The 25,904-nt window shown below is 61.4% G+C and carries 15 protein-coding genes; 8 read left to right on the top strand and 7 right to left on the bottom strand.

What is annotated here, in order from left to right:
* Positions 1–14: 14 nt before the first annotated feature.
* Positions 15–1,949, bottom strand: coding sequence for a hypothetical protein (locus tag ACYSTU_RS24895; RefSeq protein ID WP_499002204.1), 1,935 nt, complete (start codon positions 1,947–1,949; stop codon positions 15–17).
* Positions 1,950–2,333: 384 nt separating this feature from the next.
* Complete coding sequence (locus ACYSTU_RS24890) at positions 2,334–10,181, bottom strand: retention module-containing protein (protein WP_499002201.1); 7,848 nt, start codon at positions 10,179–10,181, stop codon at positions 2,334–2,336.
* Between the two features lie 532 nt (positions 10,182–10,713).
* Here ACYSTU_RS24890 and ACYSTU_RS24885 point away from each other — a divergent pair.
* The 3 genes from ACYSTU_RS24885 (at position 10,714) to ACYSTU_RS24875 (ending at position 15,765) form a co-directional block, all read left to right on the top strand.
* Positions 10,714–12,072 carry a TolC family outer membrane protein gene (locus ACYSTU_RS24885; RefSeq protein WP_016771146.1) on the top strand — a complete coding sequence of 453 codons (1,359 nt, stop codon included), beginning with the start codon at positions 10,714–10,716 and terminating at the stop codon, positions 12,070–12,072.
* 161 nt (positions 12,073–12,233) lie between these two features.
* A complete protein-coding gene (locus ACYSTU_RS24880) occupies positions 12,234–14,393 on the top strand; it encodes a type I secretion system permease/ATPase (RefSeq protein ID WP_499002198.1) in 2,160 nt (719 codons plus the stop codon).
* Between the two features lie 10 nt (positions 14,394–14,403).
* Positions 14,404–15,765: an HlyD family type I secretion periplasmic adaptor subunit gene (locus ACYSTU_RS24875; protein WP_499002196.1), complete on the top strand. Its 1,362-nt coding sequence runs from the start codon at positions 14,404–14,406 to the stop codon at positions 15,763–15,765.
* A gap of 114 nt (positions 15,766–15,879) precedes the next feature.
* On the opposite strand, the gene ACYSTU_RS24870 is transcribed toward ACYSTU_RS24875, so the two are convergent.
* Positions 15,880–16,476, bottom strand: a complete 597-nt coding sequence (locus ACYSTU_RS24870) for a tRNA-uridine aminocarboxypropyltransferase (RefSeq protein ID WP_499002194.1) — start codon at positions 16,474–16,476, stop codon at positions 15,880–15,882.
* A gap of 6 nt (positions 16,477–16,482) precedes the next feature.
* Entirely contained in the window at positions 16,483–17,376 is an 894-nt protein-coding gene (locus ACYSTU_RS24865) for a LysR family transcriptional regulator (protein WP_007956593.1), read from the bottom strand.
* Positions 17,377–17,719: 343 nt separating this feature from the next.
* On the opposite strand from ACYSTU_RS24865, the gene speB reads away from it, so the two are divergent.
* The 4 genes from speB (at position 17,720) to ACYSTU_RS24845 (ending at position 22,196) form a co-directional block, all read left to right on the top strand.
* Positions 17,720–18,670 (top strand): agmatinase, encoded by a 951-nt coding sequence (speB, locus tag ACYSTU_RS24860; RefSeq protein WP_039761035.1) that lies wholly within the window; start codon positions 17,720–17,722, stop codon positions 18,668–18,670.
* A 10-nt stretch (positions 18,671–18,680) separates the two neighbouring features.
* Positions 18,681–19,103 (top strand): YybH family protein, encoded by a 423-nt coding sequence (locus tag ACYSTU_RS24855; protein ID WP_217879517.1) that lies wholly within the window; start codon positions 18,681–18,683, stop codon positions 19,101–19,103.
* 51 nt (positions 19,104–19,154) lie between these two features.
* Positions 19,155–20,657, top strand: coding sequence for a purine-cytosine permease family protein (locus ACYSTU_RS24850; protein WP_217879516.1), 1,503 nt, complete (start codon positions 19,155–19,157; stop codon positions 20,655–20,657).
* A gap of 159 nt (positions 20,658–20,816) precedes the next feature.
* Entirely contained in the window at positions 20,817–22,196 is a 1,380-nt protein-coding gene (locus ACYSTU_RS24845) for a sodium:solute symporter family protein (protein WP_110601986.1), read from the top strand.
* Positions 22,197–22,357: 161 nt separating this feature from the next.
* Here the strand turns inward: ACYSTU_RS24845 and ACYSTU_RS24840 are convergent, their stop codons facing one another.
* Both ACYSTU_RS24840 and ptrR read right to left on the bottom strand, forming a co-directional pair.
* Positions 22,358–22,486 (bottom strand): PA1414 family protein, encoded by a 129-nt coding sequence (locus tag ACYSTU_RS24840; protein WP_003184145.1) that lies wholly within the window; start codon positions 22,484–22,486, stop codon positions 22,358–22,360.
* Between the two features lie 142 nt (positions 22,487–22,628).
* The gene (gene ptrR, locus ACYSTU_RS24835) at positions 22,629–23,522 is read right to left on the bottom strand and encodes a putrescine utilization regulator PtrR (RefSeq protein WP_336464561.1); all 894 of its coding nucleotides are present in this window, start codon (positions 23,520–23,522) and stop codon (positions 22,629–22,631) included.
* Positions 23,523–23,625: 103 nt separating this feature from the next.
* Here ptrR and ACYSTU_RS24830 point away from each other — a divergent pair, with 103 nt between their 5' ends.
* Positions 23,626–24,807 (top strand): MFS transporter, encoded by a 1,182-nt coding sequence (locus tag ACYSTU_RS24830; RefSeq protein ID WP_499002190.1) that lies wholly within the window; start codon positions 23,626–23,628, stop codon positions 24,805–24,807.
* Here the strand turns inward: ACYSTU_RS24830 and ACYSTU_RS24825 are convergent.
* Complete coding sequence (locus tag ACYSTU_RS24825; RefSeq protein ID WP_041478962.1) at positions 24,755–25,684, bottom strand: DMT family transporter; 930 nt, start codon at positions 25,682–25,684, stop codon at positions 24,755–24,757. The two genes, ACYSTU_RS24830 and ACYSTU_RS24825, sit on opposite strands and share 53 nt — an antisense overlap.
* Positions 25,685–25,904: the final 220 nt, after the last annotated feature.

Here is a 25,904-nt window from a genome sequence, read left to right as displayed (position 1 = left end):
AATTTGCTAATACTTCAGTTCTCTTCGCACAAATCATTGGTAGGTGAACACACTGCGCCACTGGGCATGGTGCGATTGATGATCACAAACTCCTTTTTGGATATCCCCCGACCGCCCATGCTTTTTTTCAACCGGTAATAAACCAGCGCAGAACCGTTGTTGACCATGGGCGCAACCAACCGGTCGTAATCCTCGACGACAATATCGATGTCTTCGCCCGGCGGCAGTGTTGTGAGCTCTTTTTCAATTTCACCGTAAGTACCTTTGATGGGCTCGCTGCCATTGAGTCCGGTGCTGCCCTGCCAGCACACCGTCAGCGTGTCGCCCTGCTCGATAAGCGGGTCAGATTTGACTCTTACCGTGACGCCCTCCCAGAGCCTGGGCCGACTGCAACAGTGCAATACGCCATCCCTGTTCGCATGCGGAAACACAACCTCCTTCAACCCCTCGATCACCACTATCGATACCGCCACCCGGGTCGGTAACGACTGTTGCTGGTTCACACCGTTGCTGGTGGTGTACCAAACCGGCAATGCCGGATTCTCCTTGTCGGTATCGATAACATTCCAGGGCACGGAAAACCTGACGGGTTTACCGGCAGCATCGCCTGGTTTCACTTCATAAAACGCGACGACGCCGGGGTAGCTTCCCCAGTGCAGTTCCAGTAACTGTCCCTGTTCGGGTGCGTCGTACAGAGGCAGCAACACGCTGGCCGGCAAACCAAAATCGTCCGTCAGCAAAGTATTGAGGGTTTGACTCTCTTCGCCGTACACCTCAACCAGTGCAAGACCTTCGTTGATCAATGCCGGCGCCTTGGCGTGATCCTGACCTGCCAGCGTCAGGTTCACTGCCACCGAAATGGTCGGCGAGGGTGACCCATAGGTTGTTCCCTGGCGAATCCTGTAATAGACCTTGGCCCGCAAGGGTCCATCGCCCTTGGCCTGCAGGATCGGCCATGGCACGGGAACCGACAACGGAAAGGCAGAGGGGTCGACAGGAACTTCAGTGAGCGGGGTGTCGTCCCAGAAAACGGCCAGCCAGTGGCCGGGATCGGCAAAGTCGTATTCGTCGACTTCCACTACGACATCGTCACGGGCTTGCTGGCGATCGACCAGCCCCCTGGGTGACAGCGGCACTCGGGGTGGCAGCAGTGCCCCCGGTGCAGGCGACAGATCAACCTCGATAGCCGAAAGAAAGGAATTCGGGCCTTCGTTTCCGGCCCTGTCCCTCAGGTGGTAATAAAAATAACGTGTGCCAGAGCCCCACGATCGAATTTCATCCGCGTACACAGTTATGCGTAAGCGTTTGTCGCGGATATCTTCAACGCTGAACTCCTGCTCGCGGATGGCTGTTTCAGAGTCTGGCGGAATGGCTTCGCTGGTCCAGTAATACGGCGCCCGATCCAGCGCCTCGGCATCGTCGTACCAAGGCACCAGCACACTGACCTCCCCCTCATGAGTCAGGAAGGTTTCAGTGATCGTGCCATTCAACTCGGGGGGAAACTCGGCCGCGGCCGGTTTGTTTCCGAAGTTGGGTTTCGTGGTGTCGATGGTCAGGGTTTTGCGAGGGCCTTCATTCGGGTTGCTTCCGTAGATCGAGATCTGGATTGCGACTTCGTAGACACCTTCTGACAGTAAATCGCGAGGCACCTTCAGGGCTTGCGGGAACGTAATGGGAACATTGGTCGGATACCAGCGTTCGTCAACCTTTCTGAACGCTCCGTTTTTGGACATGAAGCCCAGTTCGACCAGATCCGACTCGTCAGGCGCCGGACCTTGATCAAAATCCATGAACGTCACGATCAGGTCGTCGCCCAGCGCTTTGAGCGGCAAAAGACCTTTGGGATCGGCAGGATCAAGCACGGCCGGTACCGTCACTTCGACCGACCTGCCCCAGGAAACCGGGGTGTTCTGATCAGGCTGACCGACTGGGTTCTTTCGCTTGGCCATTCCAGCCTTCCTCGATAAGCGGCGGTACAGCGCAGTTCAAGCGCTGTCGGGATGGCTTCATTAGATGCCGGAGGGATGGACCTGCCTACTGTCAGAAATTACAGGTATTGCTACCGTTTGTCGGAAGGCGATTTGCATGGGAAGGGTATCGGGCGGTGGATTGGGTGTCAGATAATCTGCAGTTGGTGCAGGTCGGCTGAATTATGCGCTGTGCAAGCCGGCCTCTTCGCGAGCAGGCTCGCTCCCACAGTTTCACCGCACTCCCCTGTGGGAGCGAGCCTGCTCGCGAAGGCTGACTTAAAGACAACACGTCTCTACAGACAGACAAAACCCGCCGCCCCCGAAACAACCGGGGCGGCGGGTTTTGTCGTTTCAGACCTCAGGTCAAACCGTATCCACCTTCAACGAATGATCATTAAGCATGCCGCTGATGATCGTCGCCGTGTCATGCCCCCCAGCCACCATGCCGCCCGCCCCCGGTGTCACGCCGTAATGGCTGGCGAGGTTGACGCCGGCCAGGTCGATGGTCTGGCTCGGCGCGGCGCCGGCCATGGCGCTGACGTCGATGCTGGTCATCACCGAGGCGCCGCTGCCGCTGACGGTGAAGTGCAGATAGTCGTCCAGCGACGCGGTGCTGGCGTTTTCGCCTTGCAGCAGTTGCGACAGATCGAGCCTGTCGGTACCGGGGGTGAAATCGGTAATCAGGTCATGGCCGCTGTTGCCCTTGAGCCACTGGAAGGTGTCGGCCCCTGCCCCGCCCGTCAGCGTATTGTTGCCCATGCCACCGATCAGATAGTCATCGCCAGCGCCGCCATTGAGGAAGTCGTTGCCGAGGCCACCGTTGATCACGTTGTTGTTGCCGTCGCCGGTGAGGCTGTCGTTGAAGTTCGAGCCGAGCAGGTTTTCGATGCCGGTCAAGGTGTCAGTACCGGCGCCGAGGGTGTTTTGCGCACCGAGCAGGCCGAGATTGACGGTGACCGCGGCCGTGGCGTGGGCGTAGCTGGCGGTGTCGCTGCCAGTGCCGCCGTCGAGCAGGTCATTGCCCGCGCCGCTGTAGAGCAAATCGTTGCCGCCGTCGCCGTGCATTTCGTTGTTGCCGGAGCCTGCGCTGAGCACGTCATTGCCGTCGCCGGCGTTGATCACATTGTTGCCGCTGCCCGCTACCAACACATCGTCGCCAGCAGTGCCGGTCAGGGTGTGGCCGTCCTGATAGCTGATGCTGACGTTGGCCGTGTCGCTGCCGCCGTGGTTGTCGTTGGCGGTGTAGGTGCCGTGGTAGTCCGGTGTAGTGTCATGGGCCCCGGCGTAGTTGAGGGTCATGGTCAGTTGGTAGTTTTCCGCCGCGTTCGGGTTGCCGCCACCATTTCCAATGTTGGTGATGTGGATCTGGTAGACGCCGTCCGCCGAGGCGCTGAGGGTCTGGCCGTCCGCCAGCGCCATCCAGGCACCGCCATTGAGCGAATATTCCATGCTGATCTTACCGGCACCCAGATTGTGATCCAGATTGAGGGTTTCGCCCTGACGCAGGTTGACGGTGATGCGGTCTTCATCGTTGGCATTGCTGTTGCTCACCATGCCGAGATAACCGCTGACCACCAGCACGGCGGTCATGGTCGCGGCATTGGCGCTGAAGGCGCTGCGCACGTTGGCCAGGTTCTGGTTGGCCGCATTATTGTTCTGCCCAGTGAAACCGATCAGGCCGGTACCGGTGAAGTCCGCCGCTTTCGAGACCCAACCGGTGTTGAAACTGGTTGGCGTGGCGTTGAGGGTGTCGCCGTTCGGATCGCTGTCATTGGCCAGCAGCAACTCACCCGGCACCACGATGTTGCCCGAGAGCACGTTGGTGATGACGTGATCGTCCATCGCCACCGGTGGCGCGTTGGGGATCACTTTCACCGTCAGGGTGGAGCTGGCCAGATCGCCGTCGTTGTCGCTGACGGTGAAGCCGATGTTTTCGGTGATCACCACGGCGGTGGTTTTCTGCGAGGTGTAGCTGTATTCGCCGGTATCGAGGTTGACCACCAGCGTGCCGCTGTTGTTGGTGGCGATACTGACGGTGTTGTTGGCGGTATTGAAAGTGCCGTGGTTGGCGCCGCCGCTCGCAGTCAACGAACCCTGGCCACTGAGGGCTTTCGGATCGTAGGTGTAGGTGGTGCCGTCGACCACGATCGACTTGATGAAACCGCCATCGGCGCCGAACGAACCGCCCTCGCCCAGCAGCGAACCGGTGACCGGCGCGCCCTGCACGGTGCCGGACAATACCGAGTTGAGCTGATTGAGATCGGTGACCACCACCGCATTGGTATTGGTGTGGTTGATGCCGTCGTAGGCCAGCGGATCGAGGTTGGCGTTGCTCACGCCACTGCCCAGACCGATTGCATAGTTCTTGATGTTGTTAGCGTCGAGGAAGTTTTTCAGCGCGGCCTCGTCAGCCGTGCCGATGTCGCCCTCGTTGGGCTTGCCGTCGGAGAAGAAGTAGCCGACGTTCTGTGCCCCGGTGAGTTTGCCGGAGGTGTTGAAAGCGGTCTGCATCACCGCCACGGCGGCGTCGTAGTTCGTGCCGCCGCCGGCGTTGAGGCCGGCGAGCAATGTCTTGGCAGTAGCGACATCGACCCACACCGTGGTGCGGTCGGCGGCATTGCTGCTGAATGTCACCAACTGCACTTTCACATCGCCCAGATCATCGTACTTGTCGAGCAAGGCGCCAATGGCCTGCTTGGCCAGTGCCAGCCGCGACAGGCCCGGCACGCCAGAGGGATCGGCCATGCTGCCGGAGATGTCGAGGACGATGAGGATGTTGGAATCAATCTCCACTGCGGTTACCGAGCGATCCGAGGCAACGGCTTTCGGTATGTCGTCGACGATGTTGACCACGAGGGTGCTGGTGGTGCTGTTGCCCAGCGCATCGGTGGCTTTGTAGGTGAACGTTTCGCTGAGCGTGTTCGACCCGTCGTTGGCGCTCGGCGCGGTTTTCGGCGCCGAGGTCAGCGTGTAGGTGTAGGTGCCGTCAGCGTTGAGCTGCAGTTGCCCGTAGCTGCCGGTGGCGTTGCCGACCAGGGTGTACGTGATCGCGCCGCTGCCACCACTGACCGAACCGACCAGCGTGCCACTGGCGGTTTCGCCGGTGTTGCCCGGTTCGCTGCCGGTGACTGTGCCGGCGGCGAGATCCTGGCCATCCTTGTTCAGGTCGAGGGCTTTTTCGTAGACCGTGACATCCTGATCCACCGCGGCGACCAGTTTGCTGTCGGCGACGTTGATGGTTAGCGTCGTGGTGCTTTCGTCGCCATCGCTGTCACGGATGGTGTAGGTGAACGTGTCGGTCGCGCCCGGCGGGCTCACCGAGTTCGGGTTGCTGTGGTAAACCGCGTTGCCCGCCGCGTCGAGGGTCAGGTAGCCGTAGTTGCCGTTGATGTTGCTGTTCAGGCCGCCGCTGGCCGACGTCGCGGTGTTGCCGCCCGCGCGCACGCCGACCACCGTGGCGGCGCCGTCGGCACCGCTGAGGTCATTGCCGAGCACACTGACATTGACCGTGCCGCCCTCCGCCACCGAGCCGGTATCGGCGTTGGCAGTCGGCAAATCGTCGACGATGTTGACGTTGATCTGACCGCTGGCGGTACTGCCATCGGAATCAGTGGCGACCACGTCGAAGCTCTCGCTGAGGCTGTTGGCACCGTTGGCGTTCGGATGAGCTTCATTGTCGACCAGGGTGTAGCTGTAGCTGACCACTCCGGTGGCCGGGTCGTAACCGGTGATGGTGAACGTACTGCCCAATGGCGAGACCACCGATTGCGGCAAACCGGCGGCGACGCCATTGCTGATCACCGCAATGCCGCCGACCGTGAGGGTTTGCAGGCCATCAAGCGCAGTCACGGTGAAGCTGCCGCTTTGGGTCAGCGCCGAGGTGTTGGGGCTGCTGCCGTCGCTGAGGTTTTTCTCGTAGACGGTGATTTCGCCGCCCTTCACATCGAGGCCGTCGAGGCACACCGGATCGTCGTTGTTATGGATGTTCAGCACCAGATTGGCGGTGCTGGTGTCGCCGTCGGCATCGGTGATGGTGTAGGCGAAGGTTTCCGTGCCGTTGCCGCCGCCCTGGAGGTTTTTGAAATCGGCGTCGTTGGCGTCCAGCGTGTAGGTGTAAGTGCCGTTGGCGTTGAGCACCAGCGTGCCGTAAGTGCCAGTGAAAGTACCGGCGGTTACCGGGCCGCTGGCGACGCGGTCGGCGCCCTGCACGTCGTTGTCGAGGACGTTGCCGGTCAGGGTCACCTGGACTTCTGTTGCGCTGTCGGCATTGCTGTCATTCAGCGCCTTCGGCACGTCATCGACGATGCTCACGACGATCGTGCTGGTGACGACATTGCCCAGCGAATCGGTGGCCTGATAGGTGAAGGTTTCGCTCAGGCTGTTGGCGCCGTCGTCGGCGTGCGGCGTAGTGGTCGCTGGCGAAGTGAGCGTGTAGGTGTAAGTGCCATTGGCATTGAGAACGATCTGCCCGTAGTTGCCGGTGGCACTGCCAACCAGCGCATAACTGATCGCGCCGACCGCACCGGTGACCGAGCCGACCAGGGTGCCGGAAGCGGTTTCGCCAGTGCTGTTCGGATCGCTGCCGACCACACTGCCCGCTGCCAGATCCTGGCCATCCTGGTTCAGGTCGAGGGCTTTTTCGTAGACGGTGACATCGGTGTCGCTGACCGCTTTCAGGCAGCTGTTGTAGACGTCGATGGTGATCGTCGTGGTGCTTTCGTCACCGTCGGCATCGCGCACGGTGTAGGTGAACACATCCACCGCGCCCGGGCCGTTCACCGTGTTCGGATTGCTGTGATAAACGGCGTTGCCGTTGGCATCAAGCGTGAGGTAGCCGTAGGTGCCGTTGATCTGCGAATTGAGCCCGCCGATGGCCGAAGTCGAGGTGTCAGCACCGGCGCGCACGCCAACCACTGCACCGGTGACCGCCGGGCCGTCAGCGCCACCGATATCGTTGTTGAGTACGTTACCGCTGACAGTACCGCCCTCCGCCACCGAAGCCGCGTCCGCATGCGCGGTCGGCAAATCGTCGACGATGTTGACGTTGATCTGGCCGCTGGCGGTGCTGCCATCGGTGTCCGTCGCCACCACGTCGAAGTTCTCGGTGAGGCTGTTGGCGCCGTTGGCGGTTGGATGGGCTTCGTTGTCGGCCAGGGTGTAGCTGTAGCTGACCACGCCGGTCGTCGGGTCATAACCGCTGATGGTCAAGGTGCTGCCCAGCGGGGTGACGATTGATTGCGGGAAGCCTGCGGCCACGCCATTGGTGATCACCGCGATGCCGCCGACTGTGAGGGTCTGCAGACCATCGAGAGCGCTGACGGTGAAAGTGGCGTTCTGGGTCAGCGCCGGGGTGTTGGGGCTGGTGCCGTCGCTGAGGTTTTTTTCGTAGACGGTAAGTTCGCCGCCGTTGACGTCGAGGCCATTGAGCAGCACCGGATCGTCGTTGTTGTGGATGTTCAATACGAGATTGGCAGTGCTGGTATCGCCGTCGGCATCGGTGATGGTGTAGGCGAAGGTTTCGGTGCCGTTACCGCCGCCGGTCAAGGCTTTGAAATCGGCATCGCTGGTATTCAGCGTGTAGGTGTAAGTGCCGTCGGCGTTCAGAACCAAAGTGCCGAACGTGCCGGTGAAAGTGCCCGGCGTGACTGGGCCGGTCGGTACGCGGTCGGCGCCTTGCACGTCGTTGGCCAGGACGTTGCCGGTCAGGGTCAGTTGGCTTTCCGAGGCGGTACCGTTGCTGTCGTCGTTGGCTTTCGGCAGGTCATCGACGATGTTCACGTCGAGGGTACCGGTGGCGGTGGTGCCGTTGTCATCAACCACCGTGACCGCGAACTGCTCAGGCAGATTGTTCGCGCCGTTGGCGTTCGGATGCGCTTCGTTATCAGCCAAGGTGTAGCTGTAACTGACCACACCGGTTGCAGCGTTGAAACCAGTAATCGTCAGCGTGCTGCCCAGCGGCGTGATGATCGATTGCGGGAAGCCTGCGGCGACGCCGCTGGTCACCACGGCGATGCCGCCGACTGTCAGCGTGGTCACGCCGTCCAGCGCGGTGATGGTGAACGTGCCGCTTTGTGTCAGCGCGGTGGCGTCCGGTGCGCTGCCGTCGCTGAGATTTTTCTCGTAAACCGTGAGCTCGCCACCGGCGACGTTAAGGCCATCGATGGTGACTGGATCGTCGTTGTTGTGGATCTGCAGAACCAGATTGGCAGTGCTGGTATCGCCGTCGGCGTCAGTGATGGTGTAGGCGAAGGTTTCGGCTCCGTTGCCACCGCCGGTCAAGGCTTTGAAGTCGGCATCGCTGGTATTGAGCGTGTAGGTGTAAGTGCCGTCGGCGTTCAGAACCAACGTCCCGAAAGTACCAGTGAAAGTGCCCGGTGTGACTGGACCTGTTGCTACGCGGTCGGCACCTTGCACGTCGTTGGTCAGGACATTGCCGGTCAGGGTCAGTTGGCTTTCCGAGGCGGTGCCGTTGCTGTCATCGTTGGCTTTCGGCAGGTCGTCGACGATGTTCACGTCCAGCGTGCCGGTGGCGGTGGTGCCGTTGTCATCGACTACCGTGACTGCGAACTGCTCAGGCAGATTGTTCGCACCGTTGGCGTTCGGATGCGCTTCGTTATCAGCCAAGGTGTAGCTGTAACTGACCACACCGGTTGCAGCGTTGAAACCAGTAATCGTCAGCGTGCTGCCCAGCGGCGTGGTGATCGATTGCGGGAAGCCTGCGGCGACGCCGCTGGTCACCACGGCGATGCCGCCGACTGTCAGCGTGGTGACGCCGTCCAGTGCAGTGATGGTGAACGTGCCGTTTTGCGTCAGTGCGCCAGCATCCGGTGCGCTGCCGTCGCTGAGATTTTTCTCGTAGATCGTCAGCTCGCCACCGGCGACGTTCAGGCCATCGATGGTGACTGGATCGTCGTTGTTGTGGATCTGCAGAACCAGATTGGCGCTGCTGCTATCGCCGTCGGCATCAGTGATCGTGTAGGCGAAGGTTTCCGTGCCGTTGCCACCGCCGGTCAAGGCTTTGAAATCGGCATCGCTGGTATTGAGCGTGTAGGTGTAGGTGCCGTCGGCGTTCAGCACCAACGTGCCGTAAGTACCGGTGAAAGTACCCGGCGTGACCGGTCCGGTGGGTACGCGGTCAGCACCTTGTATGTCGTTGGTGAGGACGTTGCCGGTCAGGGTCAGCAAGGTTTCCGAGGCAATGCCGTTGGCGTCGTCAAACGCTTTGGGCACGTCGTCGGTGATATTCACGTCCAGCGTGCCAGTGGCGCTGTCGCCATTGCTGTCGGTGGCGATCACGGTGAACTGTTCGCTGAGATTGTTCACGCCGTCGCCGGCCGCGTGGGTTTCGTTACCGTTGAGGGTGTAGCTGTAGCTGACCGTGCCGGTCGCCGCGTTGTAACCGGTGATGGTCAGGGTGTTGCCCAGTTGCGTGGTGATCGACTGGGGAAAGCCGATCGGCACGCCGCCAACAATCACGTTGATGCCGCCGATGCTCAGGCTGTTCAAACCATCCGCTGCCGAGACCGTGAAGCTGCCACTTTGCGTCAGCGCGCCTGGATTGGCCGCTGTACCGTCAGGCAGATTGGCTTCATTGAGGTTGAGTTCGCCATCCGCCCCATTGAGGCCGTTGAGGATGACCGGGTTGTTCACTGGTGGCGCTGGCACCACGACCGGCGCTGGCGTGTCGTCGCCATTGTCGATGTCCGCGTCGCGACGATACTCGGGAAATTCGGGAATACCGTTGAAGCCAGCGGTGGGGAAACCAATGATCGGATCGACTCGGCCGCCGACTTCGGTGAGCAGAACGAAACTGTGCCCGCCGCCCAGTTCACCGGTGTTGCCGGTGGGCGCGTTGGGGCCGGCAGCGGTGGCTTCGGCGGTTTTGCTCGGGTCTTCACCGGCGGCGATGGCTTGCTGGATTTGCTCGACATCGGTCAGTTGCGCCTGGCTCGGGGTCTGCGCTTCGTCGACGTTCACCGGCACCGCTTGGTCGGCCAGCAATTGCCCGGTCATGGTGATGCTGCTGCCCCGGCCGAGGGTCAATTCCTCGCCGTTTTGCAGTTTCACTGCCACCGCGCCTTCCGCGCCGGTGATCAGTTGATCGCCAGCGTACAAACGATCGCCTTCGAACAGCGGACGCTTGATGCCGTCGCTCGCCTGGGCGAACACCTGACCAATGACTTTTGTGACCGTACCAATGAGCGCTGCCATGTGAAATCCTCCGCTGCCGACCACCGTCGGCACTGGTTCGCGAAGCAGCCCATGGCTCAATCGGGTTGCCGGGGGCGACGCTCGCACCCTCGACAGTTCGTTTCGCAGGCCCGGTTTGAGGTGAATTGTCAGCGCTATCAAGCACTTGCCAACCCTGTTCAATCCATCGACCCACTAGCGCTACGTAACGGTGGTGAATCACCCGAGTGACAAAAATCTGTCGCTCATTCCCCGCTACGCGTCCCTCCCCTTCAGCAGTACTTCGCAGTGTCTCGCAAAGTGAATGGAACTTTCCTCAAGCCTTTTCGAGCTCCCTAAAGCGCATAAAACAAAGGCTTTCGAGCTGAACAATGTGCTGCTTTTGAAAAACCGCATAAGTTTTTTTTGGAATAAACCTTATGAAAATTTTTTCTTAGCTACGCTCTAGGATGTTCTTAGCTCTGTTGTTACAAGAGTGAAACGCTTACACCCTAAATTTACGTCAAATATTTGGCGACAGTAACACAACATTGAGATCCAGGGAGATGCACCCATGCGCGTTCTAACCCCCCTCTGCAGCGCGGTTTTGCTGGCCATGGCTTGCACTTCCCAAGCCCAGGCGATGAACCTCACTGAGGCGATTCAAAGCACCATCGCCACCCACCCGGAGCTGGCTTCGCGCGTGGACGCCCGCCTGTCTGCGGATGAGCAGGTGAAAGTGGCCAAGGGCGGGTTTTATCCGTCGGTCGATCTGAACGCTGCCTACGGGCGCGGCTACAGCGACAACACCAACACCCGCGCCTTCGGTAATCACAACACCGAAATCCTCAACTACACCCAGTCCGAACTGCGCTTGCGGCAGATGATCTTCGACGGCTTCAACACCGCCAACGAGGTCGAGCGCACCAAGGGCGTGTCCAATTCGCGCGCCTACTACGCGCAAGGCACCGCACAGGATCTGGCCCTGCGCACCATCGAGGTCTACCTCGAAGTGCTCAAGCGGCGGGAACTGGTGACGCTGGCGAAGAACAACCTGCAGGCGCACTTGCGCGTCAACGACCAGATCGGCCTGCGCACCGAGCGCGGCATCGGCAGCACCGCCGACTCCGATCAATCGGTTGCCCGTCGTGCACTGGCGCAGAACAACCTCGACACCGCCGAAGTCGATCTGGCCGACGCCGAATCGAATTTCTACAGCGTGGTCGGACGCATGCCCGATGAGCTGGAAACCCCGGCCTCGACTCGCGGTGAGATGCCACCGGACCTGCGTGAAGCGCAGCAGAGCATGGTCGACAACAACCCTTACCTGAAATCGGCCCAGGCTGACGTGCAGTCCGCCGAGAGCCAGTACGAAGTGGCCAAGTCGCCGTTCTACCCGCGCTTCGATGCCGAAGCAGCAGTCGGCGCGAACAACAACGTGCAGGGCGACGAAGGCCACGACAACGAATGGCGTGTCGGTGTGGTGATGAACTACAACCTGTTCCGTGGCGGCAGCGACAAGGCACGTCTGGCCGCGAATGCCCACGACATCAACCAGGCGATGGACATCCGCAACAACGCCCTGCGTCAGCTCAACGAGAACATTCGTCTGGCCTGGAACGCCATGGAAAATGCCAAGAAGCAGACGCCGACCGCTCGCGAATACGCCGAAACCACCAAACGCGTGCGCGCCGCTTATCAGGACCAGTTCGGCCTCGGCCAACGCACCCTGCTCGACCTGCTCGACAGCGAAAACGAGCTGTACAACGCCAACCGTCGCTACACCGAAATCCGCTACACCGAGGAATACTCGATGTACCGCGTGCTGGCGAACATGGGCCAGTTGCTGAGCAAGCAACGCGTGGTGCTGCCGGCTGATGCGATTGCCACGACCGAAGTGAAAAACCAGGCGCGCCTGCCGGAACTGAAATAAACGGTGCAGGAACTGACTTTGCCCTGATCGTTCCCACGCGCAGCAAAGGAATGCCTCAAGGGACGCTCCGCGTCCAGTGACGCGGAGCGTCACGGGCTGCATTCCCACGCAAAGCGTGGGAACGATCCGATAACCGAGCCCGTTCAACAGAGGCAATCACTATGACCAGCATGGAACCCGGCGCCACCGGGGTCGATCCGCGCCTGAGCTTCGACGACCCGTTACTCGACGGTCTGCTGATCCTCTGCAAACTGCATGGCGCCACGGTCAGTCGTGCCAGCCTGAGCGCCGGGCTGCCTCTGAACAAACAACGCCTGAGCCTCGATCTGCTGCCCCGTGCAGCCGCGCGGGCCGGATTACAGGCGCGGTTGTTGCGCCGTGACCTGAAAGACATTTCACCGCTGAACCTGCCGATTCTGTTGCTGCTCAACGACGGCCGCACCGCTGTGCTGCGGCGCTTTGGCGAGGACGGCAAAGCCCTGCTGCTGCCCAGCGAAGCCGATGGCGGCGAGCAATGGGTGAGCCGCGAGGAACTCAGCGAACACTACAGCGGCCAGGCCTTGTTCGCCCGTCCGCGTCACGAACTCGAAGACCTGCGCGCGCCGCTGGTGCCACGGGTAAATGCGTGGTTTCGCGATACTCTCAAACTGTCGAAATGGCTGTACAGCGATGCGATCCTCGCCAGTTTCCTCATCAACCTGCTGGGCCTGATGGTGCCGCTGTTTGTCATGCAGACCTACGATCGCGTGGTGCCCAATCAGGCGACCTCGACGCTGTGGGTGCTGTCGATCGGTTTGCTGATCGGCACCGGTTTTGAACTGGTGCTGCGCGTGGTGCGTGCGCATCTGCTCGACACCGCCGGCAAGAAAACCGATGTGATCCTCTCGGCAACGTTGTTCGAGCGCATCACCGGCATGTCGATGAAAGCGCGGCCGGCGACCATCGGCGGCTTTGCCCAGAGCATTCACGACTTCCAGGGCCTGCGTGAGTTTCTCACTGCCGTGACCCTGACCAGCCTGATCGACTTGCCCTTCGTGGTGTTGATGCTGGTAGTGATCGGCCTGCTCGGCGGCTGGCTGGTGGTGATTCCGCTGCTGGCGTTTCCGATTACGATCATCTTCGCCATGGCGATTCAGGTGCGCCTGCGTGACACCGTGCAGAAAAGCCTGAGCCTCGGCGCCGAGCGTCAGGCAGTGCTGATCGAAACCCTCGGCGGTCTGGAAACCCTCAAGGCCTGCGGCGCCGAAAGCGAGCGCCAGCACAAATGGGAAAGCACCCACGGCGCCCTCACCCGCCTCGACAGCCACGCGCGCAACCTGTCGGCGCTGGCCACCAACGGCACGCTGTTCATCCAGCAGTTTTCCGGGATGGCGACGATTGTGGCCGGGGTCTACAGCATCATTGCCGGCAACCTCAGCGTCGGCGCGCTGGTTGCCACTTACATGCTTGGCAGTCGTGTGCTCGCCCCGCTCGGCCAGATCGCCGGACTGATCACCCGCTACCAGCAAGCGCAACTGACCATGAAAAGCACCGACGCGCTGATGGCCCTGCCGCAGGAACGCGACGGCAAACAACGGCCACTGGAACGCACGCAACTGCAAGGCGCCCTCGACGTCAGCGGCGTGACGTTCCAATACAACGGCCAGAACGCACCGGCGCTGAGCGAGGTCAGCTTCAGCCTGAAACCCGGCGAGCGCGTCGGCATCATCGGCCGCAGCGGCTCGGGCAAAAGCACGTTGGCGCGGCTGGTCATGGGCTTCTACGAAGCGGAACAAGGCCAACTGCTGCTCGACGGCCTCGACCTGCGCCAACTGGACGTGGCTGACCTGCGCCAGCAGATCGGTTATGTCGCCCACGACTTGCCGCTGCTGGCCGGCAGCCTGCGCGACAACCTGACCTTGGGCGCGCGTTACATCAGCGATTCACGCATGCTCGAAGTCGCCGAACTGACTGGCGTCACCGAACTGGCCCGGCAACACCCGCAAGGCTTCGACCGACCGGTGGGCGAACGCGGACAACTGCTATCCGGCGGCCAACGCCAGGCGGTGTTGCTGGCGCGCGCGTTACTGCTCGATCCGCCGATCATGCTGCTCGACGAACCCACCAGCGCCATGGACAACAGCAGTGAAGATGCGCTGCGGCAGAAACTGCATGGCTGGGTGCAAGGCAAAACCCTGCTGCTGGTGACTCACCGCACCTCGATGCTGAGCCTGGTGGACCGGTTGCTGGTGCTGGACAACGGCCGGGTCGTCGCTGACGGCCCGAAAGAAGCAGTCATCGAAGCGCTGCGCAAGGGCCGTGTCGGCTCGGCGGCGGTCTAGGAGTTACGCCATGCCTGCTTCTTCCGATAGCAACAAGCGCGGCTACTTCGACAGCTTCGGCAAAAGCGCCGAAGCCGAGTTCATGCCGGAAACCGCCGGCGCAGCATTGCAGGATTCGCCGCGCAAATCGCGGATCACCGTGTGGCTGGCGGCAGCGCTGCTGATCGCCGCCCTGGTCTGGGCCAAATTTGCCGTGCTCGAAGAAGTCACCATGGGCGAAGGCAAGGCGATTCCGTCGAGCAAGGTTCAGGTAATCCAGAACCTTGAGGGCGGCATCGTCACCGAGATTTTCGTTCGCGAAGGCCAGATGGTCGGCAAGGGCGACACCCTGCTGCGTCTGGATGACACGCGCTTTCGCTCGAACAAGGGCGAAAGCGAGGCCGACCGTTACGCGCTGACCGCACAGGTTGAACGGCTGTCAGCGGAGGCCGAGGGGCGCCCCTTCAAACTCTCCGCTGAGGTGATCGCCAAGGCGCCGCAAGTCGCCGAGGATGAGCGCTCACTCTACGAGCAACGCCAACGCCGCTTGGCCAGCGAACAGCGCACCCTCAGCGAACAACTGCGGCAGAAAAACCAGGAACTGGCGGAGTTTCGCTCCAAGCAAGGCCAGTTCAGCTCCAGCCTTGCGCTGCTGCAGCAAGAGATGAACATGTCGGAACCGCTGGTCAAAACCGGCGCTGTGTCACCGGTGGAAATCCTCCGCCTCAGGCGCAGTGCGGTGGAAATTCGCGGTTCGCTGAACGCTACCACGCTGGCGATTCCCCGCGCCGAATCGGCCATCGCCGAGATCCGCAGCAAGATCGACGAATCCGAGCAGACCTTCCGCTCCGAGGCCGCCAAAGAGCTGAATGAGAAACGCACCGACCTGTCGAAAATCACCGCGTCGAGCATCGCCATCGACGACCGCGTCAGCCGTACCACGGTGACTTCGCCGGTGCGTGGCGTGATCAAGCAGATGAAGGTCAACACCATCGGCGGCGTGGTCCAGCCGGGCAGCGACATGGTCGAAATCGTGCCGCTGGAAGACAACCTGCTGATCGAAGCCAAGGTCCGCCCGCAAGACGTCGCGTTCCTGCATCCGGGCCAGAAAGCCATGGTCAAGTTCAGTGCCTACGACTACACGATTTACGGCGGGCTGAGCGCCAAGCTCGAGCTGATCGGCGCCGATACGATCACCGATGACAAGGGCAACAGCTTCTATCTGATTCAGGTGCGCACCGACAAGAATCACCTGGGCGGCGACGTGAAACCGCTGCTGATCATTCCGGGGATGGTGGCGACAGTGGACATTATCACCGGTGAGAAAAGCGTCTTGGATTACCTGCTCAAACCGGTGTTGAAAGCGCGGACCGAGGCGATGCGTGAACGTTAGCCAATGATCGTTCCCACGCTCCGCGTGGGAATGCCGCCCGGGACGCTCCGCGTCCCTTCACGACGGTGACGCAGAGCGTCACTGGATGCATTCCCACGCAGAGCGTGGGAACGATCATCTGTCGCCATGGTTGCGCTGGAAAACCTCCTCCCCCATCGCCGCAATCTGCCCTTCGATCAGCGCTTCAAACGGCTTGAGCAACGGCGCAAACGTCGTCGGCGCTTCGAGGGTTTCCAGCGCCTGCACGATCGCCTCGATCGTCGACAGCGCCCCCGGCCCCGGCGCCTTGCGCAGGCGATAGCGCGACACGCCGCCCTCGGCCAGGGTCACCCGTGGCAGTGCTGCCAGCAGCGGATTGAGGTGCAGCATCTTGCGCGCTTTGCGCCAGGTGCCGTCCGGGACGACCAGCAACATTGGCTGATCATTTGGCGCGTAAACCTGCAACGGCTGCGCATCCTCAGCCGGGAACAACAAGCGCGCCCGATAGCCCGGCCGGTTCAACAGTTTCGGCAAATCCTCGAATACCTCGCCGACAATCAGCTCGGCATTGCTCAGCCCCAGCGCCGCCAGCCGCGCGGTATTCAGCGCGTGACTGACCTCGCTCGGATGCTGCAGCAGCAATACTCGGGTGCGGCTATCGATGTGTGGAATCAACGGGCACAGGCAATGGGTCTGGGGGCGCAGGCAGCGCGGGCATTGGGCTCGGGACATGATGGATTACGCCTGATTCAATTGCGCTTTGAGCAAATCGCGGAAGGTCTGGATCAGCGGCTCGCGGCTGCGGCCCCTGCGCATGATCATCGAAAACGGTGCCTGATAACCGAAGGTCGCCGGCAGCAGAACGCGCAGATCACCCTTGTCGGCCCAGGCCTGCGCGTAGTGCTCGGGCAGGTAACCGATGTAGGCGCCGGAGAGCACCAGAATCAGCTGCGCTTCCATGCTTTCCACGGTCGCGGCACTGTGTTTGAAACCGTGCCGGGCCAGTTCCGCCTGACTCCAGTAACCGCGCCCGACCATCCGTTGCTGGGTGATGACCTGCTCGGGGATGCGCCGTTCGTTGAACAGTGGATGGCGACTGCTGCAATACAGCCAGTGCTGCTCGCGGTACAGCGGCATGTAGACCAGACCGCTCATGCGCGTGGAAAACGCACCGATCGCCAGATCGAGGCGATTGTCCTGCACGCCGAGCTGCAATTCATAAGGGCTCATCACCGACAGGTGCAAATGCACCGCCGGGTGTTCCTGACTGTAGGCGCCGATGGCTTCAGCAAACGGCAGGGCCTTGTCGCTGACAGTGGAATCGATCACCCCGAGATTGAGCGTGCCGCGCAGTTCGCCCTTGAGCGCGGCGGCGTATTGCTCGAAGCCTTCAAGCTCGGCGAGCAGGCGCAGGGTTTCCTGATGGAACAGCTCGCCCTTGCTGGTCAGGCTGAAGCCACCGCGCCCGCGATGGCACAGCACCAGGCCGAGCGCGGCTTCGAGCTGGCTCATGTAAGTGCTGATCGCCGACGTCGACAGGTTGAGTTCCTGCTGCGCATTGGCAAAACCCTGATGGCGCACGACGCTGACGAAGATGCGCAGGAGTTTCAGGTCGGGTAAAGCGTTGGCCATTTCTGCTCCGGTCACGAGGTAACGCGCGAATACACAGTTCGATGGAGATCATTGTGGGAGCGAGCCTGCTCGCGAAGGCGTCGGGTCAGTCGCCATCGAAGTTGACTGTCATGCCCTCTTCGCGAGCAGGCTCGCTCCCACAGAGTGAGATCTTCAGAGATTCCAGTGGTGCGAAGTCTAAGTCGCTGGCTGGCATTAGTTTAGAAAAATCTGAACTAAGTTTTTGCCCGTAGCGATTCTTTCCCGCCACTACATTTCGCATGATCGGCCCCCACAGCGGCGTCCGAACCTGTGCTCCACGGCGCGCCGGCATAAATAAAACAAAGACGATGAGGCCCTACCCGTGGACAAGATTCTTCACCAACCACTGGGCGGCAATGAAATGCCGCGCTTCGGCGGCATCGCCACCATGCTCCGACTTCCCCATGTACCGACCGCTGCCGGCCTCGACGCTGCCTTCGTTGGCGTGCCGCTGGACATCGGCACTTCGCTGCGTCCCGGCACCCGCTTCGGGCCGCGCGATATCCGCACCGAATCGGTGATGATCCGCCCGTACAACATGGCCACCGGCGCCGCGCCGTTCGACTCGCTGTCGGTGGCCGACATCGGTGACGTGGCGATCAACACCTTCAACCTGCTCGACGCCGTGCGCATCATCGAAGAAGCCTACGACAACATCCTCGAGCACAACGTCATTCCGATGACACTGGGTGGCGACCACACCATCACCCTGCCGATCCTGCGCGCAATCCATAAAAAGCACGGCAAGGTTGGCCTGGTGCACATCGATGCCCACGCTGACGTCAACGACCACATGTTCGGCGAGAAGATCGCCCACGGCACCACGTTCCGTCGTGCCGTCGAAGAAGGTCTGCTCGATTGCGATCGCGTGGTGCAGATCGGTTTGCGTGCCCAGGGTTACACCGCCGACGACTTCAACTGGAGCCGCGATCAGGGCTTCCGCGTGGTGCAGGCCGAAGAGTGCTGGCACAAGTCGCTGGCGCCGCTGATGGCGGAAGTGCGCGAGAAGGTCGGTGGCGGTCCGGTGTATCTGAGTTTCGATATCGATGGCATCGACCCGGCCTGGGCGCCCGGCACCGGCACCCCGGAAATCGGCGGCCTGACCACCATTCAGGCGATCGAAATCATCCGTGGCTGCCAGGGCCTCGACCTGATCGGTTGCGATCTGGTAGAAGTCTCGCCCGCTTATGACACCACCGGCAACACCTCGCTGCTGGCCGCCAACCTGCTGTACGAAATGCTCTGCGTACTGCCTGGCGTGGTTCATCGCTGAGGGTCGGGTCATGCACGCACGTGATCAGGTTCTGCACGCGGCCGCCGAGTTGGTCGCCGCGTTTGCGCGTAACGATCGCGAAGCTTACTTCGGCGCATTCAGCACCGATGCCAGCTTCGTTTTCTACACCCTCGAGCAGCCATTGCTGTCGCGCGATGCCTATCAGGCGTTGTGGGACCGCTGGCGCGCCGAGGAGGGTTTCGAGGTGCTGTCGTGCACCTCGAGCAACGCCTTTGTCAGCCTGCAGGGTGACGTGGCGGTTTTCATCCATGACGTGGCCACCGAGCTGCGCATGCAAGGGGAGCAACACTTCAGCCAGGAGCGCGAGACGATTGTTTTCAGAAGACAAGCGTCGAGCCTAGAACAACAAGGCCTATGGCTGGCCTGTCACGAACATTTGTCCGCAATGCCGGAAGGGCTGCCACCCCCTTAGCCAATGGTGACGCTCACGCACGATGAGCGCGCCTGATGATCGGAGCAGATCATGAATAACAACAACAACGAAAAAAGCCTTAGCAGCATCGAAACAAACGGGGTCGAACAGATCCCGGATCATGAGCGCGACGCCCTACCGAGCGACTTGTTTCGCTTGATCTTCGGCGGCGCCAATACCTTTGCCACCGCTGTGCTCGGCAGTTTCCCGGTGCTGTTCGGCCTGTCGTTTCAGGCCGGTGTCTGGGCGATTGTGCTGGGTGTGGTGGTCGGTGCGCTGATCCTCGCACCGATGGGCCTGTTCGGCCCGCTCAACGGCACCAACAACGCCGTGTCTTCCGGTGCGCACTTCGGCGTGCACGGGCGGATTGTCGGGTCGTTCCTGTCGTTGCTGACGGCAATCGCGTTCTTCTCGCTTTCAGTGTGGAGCTCGGGTGATGCGCTGGTCGGCGGCGCCAAACGCCTCGTCGATTTGCCGGAAACCGACCTGACCCTGGGCCTGGCCTACGGTCTGTTCGCGCTGCTGGTGCTGACCGTGTGCATCTACGGTTTCCGCATCATGCTGTGGGTCAACCGCATCGCGGTGTGGGCCGCGAGCCTGTTGTTCCTGCTCGGCATCTTCGCCTTCGCCCCTGCATTTGACAGCCAGTACGCCGGCAGCGTGGCGCTGGGTCAGGCCGGGTTCTGGGCGGCATTCATCGGCGCGGCGCTGGTGGCGATGAGCAACCCGATTTCCTTCGGTGCGTTTCTCGGCGACTGGTCGCGCTACATCCCGCGTGAGACGCCGAAGGGCCGGATCATGCTGGCGGTGATCGCCGCACAACTGGCAACGTTGATCCCATTCCTGTTCGGCCTCGCCACCGCCACTATCGTCGCGATCAAGGCGCCGGACTACATCGCCGCGAACAACTATGTCGGCGGCTTGCTGGCCGTCTCGCCGAGCTGGTTCTTCCTGCCGGTGTGCCTGATTGCGGTGATCGGCGGCATGTCCACTGGCACCACGTCGCTGTATGGCACCGGGCTGGACATGTCCAGCGTGTTCCCGCGCGTGCTGTCCCGGGTCAAGGCGACCTTGCTGATTGGCGTGCTGTCGATCGCCTTCATCTTCATCGGCCGGTTTGCGGCGAACCTGGTGCAAAGCGTGTCGACCTTCGCCGTGCTGATCATCACCTGCACCACCCCGTGGATGGTGATCATGATCATCGGCCTGCTGGTGCGGCGCGGCTTCTACTGCCCGGATGACCTGCAAGTGTTCACTCGCGGCGAACAGGGCGGACGCTACTGGTTCAACCACGGCTGGAACTGGCGCGGTCTGGGGGCGTGGATTCCGAGTGCGCTGGTCGGCCTGTGCTTCGTCAACCTGCCGGGGCAGTTCGTCGGCCCGCTGGGCGAATTGGCCGGTGGCATCGACATCAGTTTGCCGGTGACATTGGGCCTGGCGTCGGTGGTGTACCTGACGCTGCTGCGCCTGTTTCCTGAGCCTCGGGAGGTGTTTGGGCCAACGGATGTGCGCAGTGAAGCCGCAATAAAACCTCAACTGCGTCAGGCCGCCTGACACGACCCCCCTGTGGGAGCGAGCCTGCTCGCGAAGACTTCAGCACATCCAACGTTGATGTGACTGACAGACCGCCTTCGCGAGCAGGCTCGCTCCCACAGGAAGCCTTGCAGACCCCATTAGCTTGACCATAAAAAAGACAATCGGAGACACGCCATCATGGCTTTGGATTTATTCGTCGTACTCATTTATGCCGCTGCGATGCTGATTCTCGGCTACTACGGCATGCGCAAGGCCAAGACCCACGAAGACTATCTGGTTGCCGGGCGTAATCTGGGGCCGTCGCTGTACATGGGCACCATGGCGGCGACCGTTCTCGGCGGCGCGTCCACCGTCGGCACCGTGCGTCTGGGTTACGTGCATGGCATCTCCGGATTCTGGCTGTGCGCGGCACTGGGCTGCGGCATCGTCGCGCTGAACCTGTTCCTCGCCAAGCCCTTGCTGAAACTCAAGGTATTCACCGTCACCCAGGTCCTGGAGAAGCGCTACAACCCGATGGCGCGCACCGCCAGTGCGACGATCATGCTCGCTTACGCGCTGATGATCGGCGTGACCTCGATTCTGGCGATCGGCACCGTGCTGCAAGTGTTGTTCGGTCTGCCCTTCTGGATTTCCGTACTGCTGGGCGGCGGTATCGTGGTGACTTATTCAACGATCGGCGGCATGTGGTCGCTGACCCTGACGGACATCGTCCAGTTCGGCATCCAGACAGTGGGCCTGATGTTCGTGTTGTTGCCGATCTGCCTGTACCGCGTAGGCGGCTGGGATCAATTGGTCGCGCAACTGCCGGCGGCCAGCTTCAACTTCACCAGCATCGGCTGGGACACGATCATTACCTACTTCATGATCTACTTTTTCGGCATCCTGATCGGCCAGGACATCTGGCAGCGGGTGTTCACCGCCAAAAGCGAAAAAGTCGCCAAGTACGCCGGCACCTCGGCCGGGATCTACTGCATCATTTACGGTCTGGTCTGCGCCTTGATCGGCATGGCTGCGCATGTACTGATTCCGGATCTGGACAACGTCAACAACGCTTTTGCCGCCATCGTCAAAGTCTCGCTGCCTGACGGCATCCGTGGCCTGGTGATCGCTGCCGCACTGGCGGCGATGATGTCCACCGCCAGCGCCGGCCTGCTCGCCGCGTCCACCACCCTGACCGAAGACCTGCTGCCGAAACTGCGCGGCGGCAAACAATCCAACGTCGCGGTCAGCCGTCTGTTTACGCTGCTGACGGGGATCGCGGTGTTGGGCATTGCTCTGGTCGTCAATGACGTTATCAGCGCGCTGACCCTGGCTTACAACCTCTTGGTCGGCGGCATGCTGATTCCGCTGATGGGCGCGATTTTCTGGAAGCGTGCGACTACCGCCGGGGCGATCAGCGCGATGACGCTGGGCTTTATCACGGCGCTGGTGTTCATGGTCAAGGACGGCATGGACGCGAACTCGCCGATCTATTACAGCCTGGGTGTCAGCCTTGTGAGCTTTGTACTGGTCAGCCTGTTCTCGCCGCGCCCGGCGACCGTGGCAACGGCGGTGTGAATCGACTGTAACGAGGTGATGTTTTCTTCAGCGGGTGTGGCGTCGGTGGCCACACCCGTTTTTTTCGCTTGGCGATAAGCAAAAGATCGCAGCCTTCGGCAGCTCCTACACTTTGTAGAAACTGCCGACGGCTGCGATCTTGAAATCTCTGATCGCAGATATTAACGGCGACGTGGCTGGCGTCGGCGCTGTTCGTCGTCCGTGCGAATCGGTACCGGTTGCAGAGGCGGTTCGATCAAACCGAGGGCAACTCCCAAATCGTGCAGCCAGTTCTGGATTTTCTCTTTCATCGTCATGCCCCCTTCAGGGTGGTGCTGAGCGGCCGGAATTCTGAGGCCGCTTCGCACTGATAATAGTCCGAAGTCCTACGCAATGCTCGGCCAAATCCGCAATGATCTGTTACTGAATTGAACAGAATCTGTTGCGATTGGTTCACGCTGTTTCACGCACTTCATGCAAAGCCACGGGATAGACCGCTTGCTGCACGTCGATCCAGGCATTCAGGTTGGCCCCGGCCATACCCTTGCGCCACATGAGCCATGTTGTCGCACCCGCGAACGGCTCGGCCAACGGATGCACGGCGACGCTTTCGCGTCCAGGCAGGCTGGCGAGCATCGACTCGGCCATCAACGCCACACCACTGCCGGCAATCACACAGGCGAGCATGCCCTGATACGACTCGATCTCCATCGGCCGGCCCATCGCCGCGTGGTAATGAGAGAACCACGCCTCCAGACGCATGCGATATGAACAGCCCTGACGGAAGGTGAATACCGAGCGCCCCTCGACATCCCGCGCACTGTGCACCGGTGGATGGTCGATTTCGGTAATCAACACCAGCCGCTCCTCGCACAACGGCACGCCATCGAGCCCGGCCAGTTCCAGCGGTCCGTCGACCAACGCCGCGTCGAGGCGGCCGGTGAGCAACCCTTCAAGCAGTTCGCCGGTCGGTGCCGATTGCACCTGCAAATTCACCATCGGGTATTGCTTGTGATAACGCGCCAGCAACGCCGGCAGATGGATCGCCGCCGTGCTGTACATGGTGCCCAGCACGAAGTCGCCGGCCGGTTGCCCACCCATCACGGCCGCACTGGCCTGATCGCGCAGAGCGAAAAGTTTGCCGGTGTAGTCGAGCAAAACCTTGCCCGCCGGCGACAACTGCAAGCGCTGCCGTTCGCGGACGAACAGCTCAACGCCCAGTTGCTCCTCAAGCTGTCTCAGCCGCGTCGACAGATTCGACGGCACACGATGCAAGCGCTCGGCGGCGCGGGTGATCGAGCCTTCCTCGGCGACCGCCTGGAATATCCGCAGTTGGCTGAACTCCACTGCTTTCTCCTTAACAGAACAAGTTACTCACTATTATTCAATTTTAAAGAAAGTCAATCGATCCTAGCCTGACGGTCATTGCTGCTTTGAAGGAAGCCCGACCATGTCGCCGCTGATACGTTTATTCGCCTGTTTCGTTGCCCTGATGATGGCCATGGGCATTGGCCGTTTCGCCCTGACACCTCAGATGCCCCACCTGCTCAGCGAAGGGCAGATCGACCTCACCGCCGCCGGGCTGATCGCGGCGGCCAACTACTTCGGCTATCTGCTCGGTGCTGTGGACGCGATGTTCGCCCAGCGGCCACAGCAGGTGCAGCGTCGCCTGCATGGCGGGCTGTGGCTGTGCGTGCTGCTGACACTGGCGTCGTTCTGGGCCAACGGTTTCTGGTCGCACCTGCTGCTGCGCTTTGGTACCGGCGTGGCGAGTGCCTGGGTGCTGGTGATGATCACTTCACTCAGTCAGCCGCTGGCGGCGGCAGCGGGTCGCCCGCGCTGGGGTGCTCTGGTTTTTGCCGGGCCGGGTCTGGGGATTTTTCTCACAGGCTTGCTGGCGCTGGTCTCACACCGCTTGCAGCAGACATCGGCAACCCTGTGGCTGATTTACGCAGCCGCCGCGTTGCTGATGATGCTCGGCGTCTGGCGGTTGTTACCGCAGCCCACGGTGGTAGCGAGGCCAGCAACAACCCATGTGAACCCAGCGAATCGCGGCATTGCCCGGCTGGCGCTGGTATATGCGCTGTACGGCATCGGCTACATCATTCCGGCAACGTTCCTGTCGCAGATGGCCAATGCGCAGTTTCACGGCCAGTGGCAGGCGGATCTGTTCTGGCCGTGCTTTGGCCTCGGCGCGGCAATCGGTGTGTGGTTGGTGAGTCTGCGCCGACATGATCCCGAGACCACGCGGCACTGGCTGATGGCGACGTTGTGGCTGCAAGCGGCCGGAGTGTTCGCCTGTCTGCTGGGCAGCGGCGTCGGCCTGGCGTTGGGGGTGATCCTCTGCGGCACACCGTTTCTGGCCTGCATGCAACTGGTCATGCAGCGTTCGCGAGAGCTGGCGCCCCACGACACTCAGCGCAACGCCGGGATGCTCACGGCGTGCTTCGCTGTCGGCCAGCTGAGCGGCCCGCTGCTGGCGGCGCTGAGCAGCCATTTCAGCGGCGGCTTGCAGCCGGCGCTGCTGATCGCCGGTGCCGGCCTGTTGCTGGCCGGCGCGCTGGCGATGCAGGCCAAGGCTACTGGCCCAGCGCCTTGCGCAAACGCCGACGCAGCCACTGTTCGGCGCTGACGAAAGTGATGCCGAGCAGCACCAGCACGGCGCCGATGACGAAGTTCAGGCTCAACTGTTCGCCGAGCAGCAGCACGCCGAAGGTCACGCCGAACAATGGCGTCATGAACGAGAACACCGCAAGGTTGGCCGCCAGATAACGGCGCAGCAGCCAGAACCACACCAGGTAGCTGAAGAACGACACCACCAGCCCTTGGAACAGCACACTGGCCACCGCCACGGTAGTCAGGCTGACGTGAGTGATCTGGCCGCTGAACAACGCGATCAACAGCAGACCGATGAAACCGACCAGCAACTGATAGAACAGGGTCAATGTCACCGGCGCTTCCGACAGTCGCGAGGCGCGCACCACCACGGTGGTCGCGCCCCAACAGGCGCCGGCCAATACGCCGAAGGCATCGCCCAGCAGCATGCGCCGATCAAGGTTGTCCCACGACACACCGCCGGCGAAGGCAATTGCGATGCCGATGAACGCCAGCAGAATCCCCAGCCATTGCAACGGGCGCAAACGCTCGCTGGCCAGCAGGAAATGCACGCCGAGTGCGGTGAAGATCGGCGCGGTATACAAGAACACCGACATATGCGCGGCGGTGGTCAGTTGCAGACCTTCGGCGATGAACAGGAATTCCAGACCAAACAGCGCACCGGCCAGCAAGCCGCCGCGCCAGGTGCTGCCGACCTGATCCCAACCGCCCTTCCAGCAGATCAGCAAACCGACCAGCAACGCAGAAATTCCCGAGCGCCCCGCCGCTTGCATCACTGGCGCGATGTCCGTTGCCGCCCACTTGATCAGAACTTGCTGCACACCCCAGATCAGGCACAGGCCGATCATCACTTGCAGGGCAAAACCGTCGGCATTGCGCCGCTCGGCACTCACCGCAACACCTCGAACACACACAACATGGCAGGCCATCCAATGGTCAGAAAACAGTGTCGGGGATTATCAATCAGTCGCGCGGAAAAAGCCGTCTGGAAAAGACATTAAGTTGGTCAGTGGCGTCAGCGCTGAATGGTTGACGGCTGCGCCGTCATTCGCGAGCAGGCTCGCTCCCACAGAGGGTTCGGTGAACACGTGGGAGCGAGCCTGCTCGCGAAGA

Source organism: Pseudomonas glycinis (assembly GCF_054871425.1).
Note: the sequence above shows the minus strand (reverse complement) of the source record. Positions and strands in the feature narration are given on the sequence as shown.

Bases quoted from the DNA above. Each gene is read 5' to 3' on its own strand.
- ACYSTU_RS24895 (WP_499002204.1), bottom strand. From the start codon at position 1,949: ATGGCCAAGCGAAAGAACCCAGTCGGTCAGCCTGATCAGAACACCCCG.
- ACYSTU_RS24890 (WP_499002201.1), bottom strand. From the start codon at position 10,181: ATGGCAGCGCTCATTGGTACGGTCACAAAAGTCATTGGTCAGGTGTTC.
- ACYSTU_RS24885 (WP_016771146.1), top strand. From the start codon at position 10,714: ATGCGCGTTCTAACCCCCCTCTGCAGCGCGGTTTTGCTGGCCATGGCT.
- ACYSTU_RS24880 (WP_499002198.1), top strand. From the start codon at position 12,234: ATGACCAGCATGGAACCCGGCGCCACCGGGGTCGATCCGCGCCTGAGC.
- ACYSTU_RS24875 (WP_499002196.1), top strand. From the start codon at position 14,404: ATGCCTGCTTCTTCCGATAGCAACAAGCGCGGCTACTTCGACAGCTTC.
- ACYSTU_RS24870 (WP_499002194.1), bottom strand. From the start codon at position 16,476: ATGTCCCGAGCCCAATGCCCGCGCTGCCTGCGCCCCCAGACCCATTGC.
- ACYSTU_RS24865 (WP_007956593.1), bottom strand. From the start codon at position 17,376: ATGGCCAACGCTTTACCCGACCTGAAACTCCTGCGCATCTTCGTCAGC.
- ACYSTU_RS24855 (WP_217879517.1), top strand. From the start codon at position 18,681: ATGCACGCACGTGATCAGGTTCTGCACGCGGCCGCCGAGTTGGTCGCC.
- ACYSTU_RS24850 (WP_217879516.1), top strand. From the start codon at position 19,155: ATGAATAACAACAACAACGAAAAAAGCCTTAGCAGCATCGAAACAAAC.
- ACYSTU_RS24845 (WP_110601986.1), top strand. From the start codon at position 20,817: ATGGCTTTGGATTTATTCGTCGTACTCATTTATGCCGCTGCGATGCTG.
- ACYSTU_RS24840 (WP_003184145.1), bottom strand. From the start codon at position 22,486: ATGAAAGAGAAAATCCAGAACTGGCTGCACGATTTGGGAGTTGCCCTC.
- ACYSTU_RS24830 (WP_499002190.1), top strand. From the start codon at position 23,626: ATGTCGCCGCTGATACGTTTATTCGCCTGTTTCGTTGCCCTGATGATG.